A 10,985-nucleotide genomic window follows, 5' to 3' on the forward strand; every position below is an offset into this window, starting at 1 on the left:
GCACGGAGTTCGACTATGGCAAAAGACGATGATTTTATCATGCGTTCCCGACATGGTTGGGGTAATGCGCCATATAACAATAGCTTAATGACAAACAAATGGCAGAAATTGCGGACATTTTCCATACTGTAAGGCAATACGGCCCGCCCGCCTGCGCCGCACCCGCCGCCGCACTCGTCATGCGCGGGCGAGTGTGCTATGTTTCGGCCATGCGAACTCCCACTTATTCTCCGGCACCGCGCCGCGGCTACGGCTTTGCCCGTTCAGGCCCGGCCGTCACGGGCGCAACCGATTTTCTGCGCGGCAATGCGACGATGGCCTCCCTGATGCCCACCGTCACGCGCCTGGCCGCCCTGCAAAAAGATTGCGCCAAGGCCTTGCCGGCCATGTTCGAGCATTGCGACATCCTGCAATTCGAGGGCGGCCAGCTCGTGCTGGCCACGCCGAACGCGGCGCTGGCGGCCAAGCTCAAGCAGCAATTGCCGAAACTGCAAGGGGAACTGGAAAGAAAGGGCTGGCAGATTTCAGGCATCAAGCTGAAAGTGCAAGTCATCAAGAGCATCGCGCCCATCGTACATACACGGGCGCTGGTCTTGCCGGAAAAAGCCATGTCGGCCCTGGAAGAGCTGAGCACGGCCCTGCCCGCGTCGAAACAGAACGAGCAATTGATCGCGGCGCTGCGCAGTTTAGTGCGCCACCACCGCGAACCTAAAGATTAACTCAGGTCAAGGACCACTCGCGTTCCATCTGGCGCAGGTAGGATTGCGGCGCCGCCTCGTTCGTGGCGAACGACACGATTTCATAGGATTCCGGCTGCTCCAGCAGCGCCAGCAGCAGCTGGTTGTTCAGCGCGTGGCCCGACTTGTGCGCAGTGTAGTACGCGAGCAGGGGATGGCCCACCAGGTACAGGTCGCCGATGGCGTCGAGGATCTTGTGGCGCACGAACTCGTCTTCATAGCGCAAGCCATCGGCGTTGAGGATGCGGTACTCGTCCATGACGATGGCGTTTTCCAGCGAACCGCCACGGGCCAGGCCCATGCCGCGCAAGCTTTCCACGTCCTGCATGAAACCGAAGGTGCGCGCGCGCGCCACGTCGTGCACATACGACACGTCGCCAAAATCCACGGAAGCGCGCTGCATCGTGCCATCGACGGCAGGATGGTTGAATTCGATGAAGAAATCGAGCTTGAAACCGTCGTACGGCGACAAGCGCGCCCATTTCTCGGCGTCGCCCTTGCCGTGACGCACTTCCACCGGCTTGATGACCTTGATGAATTTCTTTGGCGCCTGCTGCTCTTCCACGCCCGCCTGCTGCAGCAGATAGACGAAGGACGAGGCGGAACCGTCCATGATGGGAATTTCTTCCGCATTCACATCGATGTACATATTGTCGACACCCAGGCCGGCCGCCGCCGACATCAGATGTTCCACGGTGGAAACCCTGGCGCCATCCTTGATCAGCACGGAAGCCATGCGCGTATCGCCCACCGCCATGGCGCTGGCGGGAAACTCGACGATGGGATCGAGGTCGATGCGGCGAAACACGATGCCCGTATCGATCGCGGCAGGACGCAAGATCAGCTCGACCTTGGTGCCAGAGTGCAAACCGACACCGATGGTGCGGACCTGTTGTTTGATAGTGCGTTGTTTTAACATCTGTCGATTATATCTATTTGCCGGATTTTCGTTGCGGCGCGGCATGGCCCACGCCAGAAATACCACAACGGCTCATCACGGATGTTCGCTTTCCGCATGCACGGCTTCGCGGCGTACCAGATAAATGCCGCTGCCGATGATGATGGCCGCGCCGATCAAGGTGTATTCGTCGGGCAAGGCACGCCACAGCATCCAGTCCAGGGCCATGCCCCATGCCAGGGCCGAGTATTCGAACGGCGCCACGCTGGACGCCTTGCCATGGCGAAAGGCTTCCGTGATGGCCAGCTGGCCCAGGAAGCCACTCAGTGACAAGCCCGCCAGCAGCCACCAGTCTTCGCGGCGGATACTCACCCACTCATGCGCCGACAGGGCCACGCCGCCGAGGGCCATCATCACCATCAGCCAGAAGACCATGCTTTCGCTGGCGTCCGTGCGGCTCAGGATGCGTCCCGTCACGGCGGAAATGGCGTAACAGGCGGCCGAGCCCAGCACGGCCAGCCCGGCCAGCGAAAAGAATCCCGAACCGTCGGGGCGCAGCGCCACCAGCACGCCCAGCAGGCCCACGGCGATGGCGCACCAGCGCGCGAAGTCGACTTTTTCCTTGAGGATAAACACCGACAGGACGGTGATGAACAAGGGGGCAACAAAAAACAGCGCATATGTCTCGGCCAGCGACATGCGCTTCAAGCCGTAGGCGAACAGGGTGATCATCAGCACGCCCAGGGCGCCGCGCAGCAAGTGCAGCGGCCAGCGCACCTTCAGCACGTTCTTGAAGGCGCCGCGGTACAGCAGGTACAGGCAGACGAGCGGCAACGACGACAGGGCGCGCAAGGCCGTCACCTGCATGGGAGGATAATGGGCGGACAACAGCTTCATGGCCGTGTCCATCAGGGAAAACATGGCGACGGCGATCAGCATCACATAGATGCTGCGCAGGTTTTGATTGCGGGGTATCAGGACAGACTCCTGGCGAAAGAGCGGGACCGTCATCATGGCGACGGCCGGAGCCAGGACAGCATGGTCTGGAAAGGCAGGGCCAGGCGGTCAGCCAGATTATAACAAGCGCGGCCGTTTTACCTTATGACACAGGCAACAGCATCACCAGTTTCAGTTCATGCTGGCGCGCCAGGTGCAGGGTCACCTGATTGAACGCCAGCAGTCCCTGTTGCGCATGCTGGAACTGGCGCAAGCCGCCATCGCGGCCCTGCACCTGCTGCGCGCCCCACCATTGGCGAAATTCAAAGCTGGCGTCAGCCAGTTCCGCGATCAGGCCGGCCAGCGGCACTTGGTCCGCCTGCCGGCCGATATCGGCGCGGAACTCCGCCACCAGGCGCTGCGCCCGTTCGGGCCAGCCGATGACCAGGTCGCGCGCCCCCGCGTCCAGGAACATGAAGCGCAGCTGGTTCGGTGCGGCCGCATCGTCATGCAGCCAGCCGGCAAACAAGGTGGATGCCGCCCCGTTCCACGCCACGGCATTCCATGCGCGGTCGAGGATGTACGCGGGCGCGTCGATGGCGGCAACGATGGCGGCCAGCTCGGCGGCGGCAGGACCACTGCCCTCGCCCGTCCCGTGGCTGGGGTCATGCTTGTCGGCCACCTCGAACAGATAGGCGCGCTCGGCCGTGCTCAGCTGCAACACCTGCGCCAGGCGGGCCAGCATCCTGGCCGATGCCGACACGGGCCGCCCCTGCTCCAGCCACGTCAGCCAGGTGGGACTGACATCGCACAGCTGTGCCAGCTCTTCGCGCCGCAAGCCCGGCGTGCGCCGCCGCCCGCCGCCGGACAAGCCAGCCATGGCGGGGGTGACGGCTTCGCGCCGGGCGCGGATGAATTCAGCAAGTTTGTTCGACATGGCAGCGATGCATGGTAGTAGATATACCAGTATAAGTTATGGTCTTGTTACAGGATAATTTTATCCCTATTCTGCAGGAACTCACCCATCCACAGGAGAAAAACATGCAGCAGCACGATGTCGTTACCGAACAGTTTGGCAAGACGGCGAATGCCTACCTGAGCAGCGCCGTACATGCGCAAGGCGCCGATCTGGTGCTGATGCAGGAATGCGCGCGCCGCCACGGCAAACCCGTCGTCCTGGACCTGGGCTGCGGCGCAGGCCATGCCAGCTTTGCCGTCGCCCCCGTGGCAGCTTCCGTCGTCGCCTACGATCTGGCGCAGTCCATGCTCGACGTGGTCGACCACGCCAGGGCGCAGCGCGGCTTGCACAACATCAGCACGCAGCAGGGCGATGTGGCCCGCCTGCCGTTTGCCGACGCCAGCTTCGACATGGTCGTCACGCGCTTTTCCGCGCATCACTGGAACGATGTGGCGGGAGCCCTGGCCGAAGCGTGGCGCGTGCTGCGCCCGAACGGCACCTTGCTGGTGGTCGACATCGTCGCGCCGAAAACGGCCCTGTACGACAGCACGCTGCAGGCGGTGGAAATGCTGCGCGACGCTTCGCACGTGCGCGACTACCGCACCTGCGAATGGGGCGCCAAGTTCGATAGCGCGGGCTTTACGCACAGCTTGCGCAGCGTGTGGAAACTGACGATGCAGTTCGACGAGTGGGTGGCGCGCATGCGCACGCCGATCGAAAGAGTGGCGGCCATCCGCAACCTGTTCGATGGCGCGCCCGAGGAAGCGCGCCGGTATTTCGCACTGCAGGACGATTATTCGTTCAGCATCGATGCGGCCATGTTCGAGGCGACGAAACCCTCAGTACAGTAAACGTAAAAACGGCGCCGATGGCGCCGTTTTCATGCGAACAGGAAGCGCTTAAGCCAGTTGACCCAGCAGCGTCTCGGCATTCGACACTTCAAACTTGCCGCCCTGCTCGATGTTCAATTGCGTCACGACGCCATTGTCGACCAGCAGCGAGTAGCGCTGCGAGCGCGTACCCATGCCATGCTTGGAAAAATCGGCGTCCAGGCCCAGGGCCTTGCTGTAGGCGGCATTGCCGTCAGCCATCATGCGCACCACGCCGGTGGCTTTCTGGTCACGGCCCCAGGCACCCATCACGAACGCGTCGTTGACGGAGATGCACCAGATTTCATCGACGCCCTTGGCTTTCAGGTCGGCAGCGTGCTTGACGTAGCCTGGCACGTGCTGTGCGGAGCAGGTCGGGGTGTACGCGCCTGGCAGGCCGAAGATGGCGATCTTCTTGCCCTTGACCAGGTCTTGCACGTTGAACGTGTTCGGGCCCAGTGCGCAACCTTCGGTTTCGCTTTCGATGAATTCGGCCAGGGTGCCTTCTGGCAGGGTGTCGCCGATCTTGATGGTCATGTTGACTCCTTGTGTACTGTCGGTTGAAGACGCTGCCCGCTTCATGGCGCGGACAGCGCCCGTGATCTGGTTCGGCTAGCGTGATGCTGGCTCAGCGCGATAGTATGCCTGACTTGCCGTATTTGTGCAGAAAATGGCCGGAAAGGCAAAGTCAAAAGTCAAAAACCGGCAAAAAAAAACGGCGGCCCTCAGGCCGCCGTCATCGTTGCATGCATCACATCACCTTAGTCGGCCTGTTTGCGCAGGAAGGCAGGAATGTCATACGTCTCCATGCCATTCTTTTCCATCGCGCGCACTTGCTCGGAAGCCGATTCGCGACGCCATACCGCCGGCGCCTTCATGCCGTCAAAACCGGCTGCCGGCGTAGCCACGCCAACCGTCGTCGTCGCCGCTTGCGCGCTACCCATGGCAGCCGACGGGGTCAACGGGCTGTTGTGGGTGCCGGTGCGCAGCACTTGCTGCGGTACCAGCTGGATGTTTTTCTTGGCGCGGCCCAGGCCCGTGGCCACCACGGTAACGCGGATGTCGTCGCCCATGGCGTCGTCGTAGGCGATACCTTGCGCGATCGACGCGTCCGGCGCGGCAAACGCGCGCACGGCAGCCATGACTTCCTTGATCTCTTTACCTTTCAAGCCACGGCTTGCCGTGACGTTGACCAGCACGCCGCGCGCGCCGGACAGGTCGATGCCATCCAACAGCGGCGAAGCGACAGCCTGTTCGGCGGCGATGCGCGCGCGGTCGACGCCGGAAGCCGTCGCCGTGCCCATCATGGCCTTGCCCTGCTCGCCCATGATGGTTTTCACGTCGTTGAAGTCGACGTTGATATGGCCAGGCACGTTGATGATCTCGGCAATGCCGGCCACCGCGTTGTTGAGCACATCATCGGCGTGCTGCATCCATTCCAGCATGCTTTCGTCTTCGTAGATCTCTTCCAGCTTTTCGTTCAGGATGATGATCAGCGAATCGACGTGCAGGGACAGCTGCTCCAGGCCTTCGTCGGCGATGTCCATGCACTTCTGGCCTTCGTACGAGAATGGCTTGGAGACCACGGCCACCGTCAGCGCGCCCAGTTCCTTGGCCACTTCGGCCACGATAGGAGCGGCGCCCGTGCCCGTACCGCCGCCCATGCCGGCAGCGATGAAGACCATGTGCGCGCCGCGCAGCGAATCGGCGATTCGCGCGCGCGATTCTTCCGCCAGCTGGCGGCCGACGGCAGGCTTCATGCCGGCGCCCAGACCGGTATCGCCGATCTGGATGATGTTGTGGGCCTTCGATGTCGACAGGGCCTGTGCGTCGGTGTTGGCGGCAATGAACTCCACGCCCGACATGCCTTTGTTGATCATGTGTTGGACTGCATTGCCACCCGCACCGCCGACGCCGACGACCTTGATGACGGTACCTAAAGCTGTGTTATCGACCATATCGAACTCCATGATGTGCTCCTATCAGATGCGGTTTCCAAGCGCCAGGCCTCATATTGGTAGGAGAACTGGAGATTGAAAACTGCGGTTAAATATAAAATAAAGTTATGTGTGTGTACCTGCGATGCTGCCAAAAAACCTGTCCTGCCGGGCGAAAATCATGCCCTTAAAAATTCCCTAAAAACCATTCCTTCATGCGCTGCCAGACTGCCTTCACCGAGCCGTCCTGACGCGTCACGATGTGGCCGCGCAGGTATTGCTTCTTCGCTTCCAGCAGCAGGCCCAACACCGTGGCATAGCGCGGACTGCGCACCACATCGGCCAGCTGTCCCCGATACTCGGGCGTGCCCAGGCGCGCCGGTTTCAGGAAAATATCTTCCGCCATTTCCACCATGCCGGGCATGATGGAGGTGCCGCCCGTGAGCACGATGCCCGACGACAGCACGCCTTCATAACCGGATTCGCGCACCACCTGGTGCACCATGGCGAACAGCTCCTCGACGCGCGGCTCGATCACTGCCGCCAGCGCCTGGCGCGACAGGTTGCGCGGGCCGCGGTCTCCCAGGCCAGGCACTTCCAGCGATTCGCCGGGGTCGGCCAGGACCTGCTTGGCCACTCCATAGCGGATCTTGATTTCTTCCGCTTCCGCGGTCGGGGTGCGCAAGGCCATGGCGATGTCGTTGGTGATCTGGTCGCCGGCGATGGGGATGACTGCCGTATGGCGGATCGCGCCATCGGAAAATACCGCCACATCGGTCGTGCCGCCACCGATGTCGATCAGCACCACGCCCAGTTCCTTCTCATCGGGCGTGAGCACCGCATCGGCGGACGCCATCGGCTGCAGGATCAGGTCCGACACTTCCAGGCCGCAGCGGCGCACGCACTTGACGATGTTCTGCACCGCCGACACGGCACCGGTGACGATATGCACCTTCACCTCCAGGCGGATGCCGCTCATGCCGATAGGCTCGCGCACATCTTCCTGGCTGTCGACGATGAACTCTTGCGGCACCGTGTGCAGCAATTGCTGATCGGTCGGAATGTTAACCGCTTTTGCCGTCTCGATGACGCGCGCCACGTCGGTCGCCGTCACTTCCTTGTCCTTGATGGCCACCATGCCGCTGGAATTGAAGCTGCGGATATGGCTGCCCGCAATGCCCGCGTACACATTGCGGATCTTGCAGTCGGCCATCAGCTCGGCCTCTTCCAGCGCGCGCTGGATGGACTCCACCGTGGCCTCGATATTGACCACCACGCCTTTTTTCAGGCCCTTCGATTCGTGCTGGCCCAGCCCGATCACTTCGTGGCGCCCGTCGGACATCACTTCGGCTACCACCGCCACCACTTTCGAGGTGCCGATGTCGAGGCCGACGATCAGGTTTTTCGCGTCTTTTGTCATTTCTGTCGCCTACTGTATGGGCTATAAATTAAAATTATTGGGTTAAGTCGGTTTTTTAATCGGACTGCTGTTTTTCTTCTTCATGACTGGCTTTCCATCCTTGCCTTCGGCCGGTATCACCAGGCCGGCGGAACTGAGCGCCAGGCCATTCTGGTAGCGCATATCGATCGTGTCGATATTTTCCAGCCGGCTCGCCAGCTGCGGGTAAATGCCCACCAGCCGGTCGACCCGCGCTTTCAGGGTCGTGTGATTCTGCTCGCGTCCCAGCGCCACGCTCATGCCGTTATCCAGTTTCACGGTCCACGCATAGCGGCTCGACAGCGACAGGGTTTCCGGCACCATCTTCAGCGGCGCAAACCACTTTGCCAGCTGCACGTAGGTAGCCAGTACTTCCTTTTCGCTGCCATCGGGGCCGGCAAACGCAGGCAACTCATGGTCGTCTTCGGCTTCGGCCACATTCGCCGTAAACACGTCGCCCTTGACCGACAGCAGGCGTCCATCCTCGCCCCAGGTGCCCAGCGCTTCGTGTTCTTCCAGCGCCACGATCAGCTGATTCGGCCACTCGCGCCGCACGCTGGCACGGCGTACCCAGGGCACCGATTCGAACACGCCGCGCACGCTTTCCAGGTTGGTCGTGAAGAAATTGCCCTTGATGCGGCCCAAAGTGCCGCTACGCAGGGTCAGGTAATTCACGTGGCGCAGGCCTTTGTCGTCCGCACTTTCCACCTTGATCGTGCGCAGGTCGAACATGGAACGCTGCGACACCCACCAGACGCCGGCGGCCACGCACACGACCAGAACCGCGGCCAGCAAGCCGTTGGCAGTCGTATTGAGGCTTTTAGCGTCATGCCACATATCAGCGCTGTCCCTTGTGCATTTTCAGACGCGCGCCAGCGACGATTTCCAGGCACAGGTCTTCATAGCTGATGCCCACCGCGCGCGCCGCCATCGGCACGAGCGAGTGGCCCGTCATGCCGGGCGAGGTATTCACTTCCAGCAAAAACAGCTTGCTGTCGGCCGCGCGCATCAGCACGTCCACACGTCCCCAGCCTTCGCAGCCGAGGGCGCGGTAGGCTGCCACGGCGATGCGCTCCATCTCCGCCACGATCGCCGGGTCCAGCTGCGGCGGGCAGAAATACTGCGTATCGTCCGTGAAGTACTTGTTCTGGTAATCGTAATTGCCTTGCGGCGCGACGATCTCGATCGGCGGCAGCGCGCGCGCAGTGGCGCCCTTGCCCAGGATCGCGACGGTGAACTCGCGGCCCTTGATGAACTCCTCGGCCAGCACCGAATCATCGAGGCCGGCGGCGATGTCGTAGGCCGCCTGGAAAGCCGATGCTTGGTTGACCGTCGTGATGCCGATGCTCGAACCTTCATGCGGCGGCTTGACGATCAGCGGCAAGCCCAGTTCCGCGGCGACCTTGGCCAGGTCGGAGCTGTCATCGAGCACCGCGTACTTTGGCGTTGGCAGCTGGTGCATCAGCCAGATCATCTTGGTGTAAACCTTGTCCATGCCCACCGCACAGGCCATCACGCCGCTGCCCGTGTAGGGAATGCCCAGCTGCTCCAGCGCGCCCTGCAGGCTGCCGTCTTCGCCGAAGCGGCCGTGCAGCGCGATGAAGACGCGGTCGAATTGTTCAGCGGCCAGTTCGGCCAGGCTGCGTTCGCCCGTGTCGAACGCGTGCGCGTCCACGCCGCGGCTTGTCAAAGCGGCCAGCACGCCCGTGCCGGACATCAGCGACACTTCGCGCTCGGCCGAGCTGCCGCCGAACAGGACGCCGACCTTGCCCAATTGTTTTACGTCGATAGCTGAAGCTTGGTTCACATCAGGCCTTTACAGTGTTGGATGGATACGTTGTCAGTTGTTGCGGGATGCCGCTGATCGAGCCGGCCCCCATGGTCAGCACGACGTCGCCGTCGCGCGCCACGCTCATGATGGTGTCGGCCATGTCCTTCATGGACTCGACGAAAATCGGTTCGATCTTGCCGCGCGCGCGCAGCGCATGCGCCAGTGCGCGGCCGTCGGCGGCGACGATAGGCGCTTCGCCCGCCGCATACACTTCGGACAGCAGCAGCACATCGGGCGCGCCCAGCACTTTCACGAAATCCTCGAACAGATCGCGCGTGCGGCTGTAGCGGTGCGGCTGGAATGCGAGCACCAGGCGGCGGCCAGGATAGGCGGCGCGCGCGGCGGCCAGGGTCACTTCCGTTTCCACCGGATGGTGGCCGAAATCGTCGACCAGCGCAAAAGTGCCGCCGTTCGGCAGCGCCACGTCGCCGTAACGCGTGAAGCGCCGGCCCACGCCGGAAAACTCGGCCAGGCCCTGCTGCGTGGCGCTGTCGGCGATGCCGATTTCGCGCGCGATGGCAATCGCCGAGCAGGCATTCTGCACATTGTGCATGCCGGGCTGGTTCAGCACCACGTCGAGGTCCGGATAGCCTTCCTGCAGCACGGTGAAATGCATTTCCAGGCCCACGGCGCGCGCGTTGATGGCGCGCACTTGCGCGTCTTCCGCGAAACCGTAGGTGGTGACGGGCTTGGTGACGGACGGGATGATGGCGCGCACGTGCGGATCGTCGATGCACAGCATGGCGCGGCCATAGAAAGGCAAGCGGTGCGTGAACTGCACGAAAGCCTGCTTGAGCTTTTCAAAATCGTGCTCGTAGGTGTCCATGTGATCGGCGTCGATATTCGTGATCACTTCGATCATCGGCGTCAGGTTCAGGAACGAGGCATCCGATTCATCGGCTTCGGCTACCAGGTAGTCGCCCGAGCCCAGCTTGGCGTTCGCGCCGGCGCTGGTCAGGCGGCCGCCGATGACGAAAGTCGGGTCGAGACCGCCCTGCGCCAGCACGGAAGCGACCAGGCTGGTGGTTGTCGTCTTGCCGTGCGTGCCGGCGATGGCGATACCGCGCTTCAGGCGCATCAATTCACCGAGCATCACGGCACGCGGCACCAGCGGAATCTTGCGCGCGCGCGCGGCCGCCACTTCAGGATTGTCTTGCGGGACGGCGCCCGACGTCACTACCGCATCGGCGTCGCCGATGTTCTCGGCCGCGTGACCCAGCATGACGGTCGCGCCCAGGCTCGCCAGGCGCTGCGTCGCCGCATTGCTGCCCAGGTCGGAGCCCGACACCTTGTAGCCGAGGTTGACCAGCACTTCGGCGATGCCGCTCATGCCGCTGCCGCCAATGCCGACAAAGTGGATATTGTTTACTTTATGCTTCAC

Annotated in this window: 11 protein-coding genes; 2 read left to right on the forward strand and 9 right to left on the reverse strand. The window is 62.4% G+C overall.

The window, feature by feature from the left end:
• The first annotated feature begins 209 nt into the window (after window positions 1-209).
• Window positions 210-719 (forward strand): DciA family protein, encoded by a 510-nt coding sequence (locus CSQ91_RS25580; protein ID WP_034784985.1) that lies wholly within the window; start codon window positions 210-212, stop codon window positions 717-719.
• A 1-nt stretch (window position 720) separates the two neighbouring features.
• On the opposite strand, the gene lpxC is transcribed toward CSQ91_RS25580, so the two are convergent.
• The 3 genes from lpxC to CSQ91_RS25595 form a co-directional block, all read right to left on the reverse strand.
• Window positions 721-1,656, reverse strand: coding sequence for a UDP-3-O-acyl-N-acetylglucosamine deacetylase (gene lpxC / locus CSQ91_RS25585; RefSeq protein ID WP_070258868.1), 936 nt, complete (start codon window positions 1,654-1,656; stop codon window positions 721-723).
• 75 nt (window positions 1,657-1,731) lie between these two features.
• Complete coding sequence (locus tag CSQ91_RS25590) at window positions 1,732-2,574, reverse strand: DMT family transporter (RefSeq protein WP_070258932.1); 843 nt, start codon at window positions 2,572-2,574, stop codon at window positions 1,732-1,734.
• A 160-nt stretch (window positions 2,575-2,734) separates the two neighbouring features.
• Window positions 2,735-3,508 carry a helix-turn-helix transcriptional regulator gene (locus tag CSQ91_RS25595; protein WP_099389996.1) on the reverse strand — a complete coding sequence of 258 codons (774 nt, stop codon included), beginning with the start codon at window positions 3,506-3,508 and terminating at the stop codon, window positions 2,735-2,737.
• Between the two features lie 104 nt (window positions 3,509-3,612).
• On the opposite strand from CSQ91_RS25595, the gene CSQ91_RS25600 reads away from it, so the two are divergent.
• The gene (locus CSQ91_RS25600) at window positions 3,613-4,380 is read left to right on the forward strand and encodes a class I SAM-dependent methyltransferase (protein WP_099389997.1); all 768 of its coding nucleotides are present in this window, start codon (window positions 3,613-3,615) and stop codon (window positions 4,378-4,380) included.
• Between the two features lie 48 nt (window positions 4,381-4,428).
• Here the strand turns inward: CSQ91_RS25600 and CSQ91_RS25605 are convergent, their stop codons facing one another.
• From CSQ91_RS25605 to murC, 6 genes are all read right to left on the reverse strand, one after another.
• The gene (locus CSQ91_RS25605; protein WP_034784976.1) at window positions 4,429-4,935 is read right to left on the reverse strand and encodes a peroxiredoxin; all 507 of its coding nucleotides are present in this window, start codon (window positions 4,933-4,935) and stop codon (window positions 4,429-4,431) included.
• A 224-nt stretch (window positions 4,936-5,159) separates the two neighbouring features.
• A complete protein-coding gene (gene ftsZ, locus CSQ91_RS25610) occupies window positions 5,160-6,368 on the reverse strand; it encodes a cell division protein FtsZ (protein WP_034784974.1) in 1,209 nt (402 codons plus the stop codon).
• 154 nt (window positions 6,369-6,522) lie between these two features.
• Entirely contained in the window at window positions 6,523-7,755 is a 1,233-nt protein-coding gene (gene ftsA, locus CSQ91_RS25615) for a cell division protein FtsA (RefSeq protein ID WP_010394955.1), read from the reverse strand.
• 42 nt (window positions 7,756-7,797) lie between these two features.
• Window positions 7,798-8,610, reverse strand: coding sequence for a cell division protein FtsQ/DivIB (locus CSQ91_RS25620; RefSeq protein WP_099389998.1), 813 nt, complete (start codon window positions 8,608-8,610; stop codon window positions 7,798-7,800).
• Window position 8,611: 1 nt separating this feature from the next.
• A complete protein-coding gene (locus CSQ91_RS25625; protein ID WP_052140373.1) occupies window positions 8,612-9,580 on the reverse strand; it encodes a D-alanine--D-alanine ligase in 969 nt (322 codons plus the stop codon).
• A 1-nt stretch (window position 9,581) separates the two neighbouring features.
• A complete protein-coding gene (murC, locus tag CSQ91_RS25630) occupies window positions 9,582-10,985 on the reverse strand; it encodes a UDP-N-acetylmuramate--L-alanine ligase (protein ID WP_034784971.1) in 1,404 nt (467 codons plus the stop codon).

Origin of the sequence: Janthinobacterium sp. BJB301 (assembly GCF_002735685.1) — a bacterium.
Classification (GTDB): domain Bacteria; phylum Pseudomonadota; class Gammaproteobacteria; order Burkholderiales; family Burkholderiaceae_D; genus Janthinobacterium; species Janthinobacterium lividum.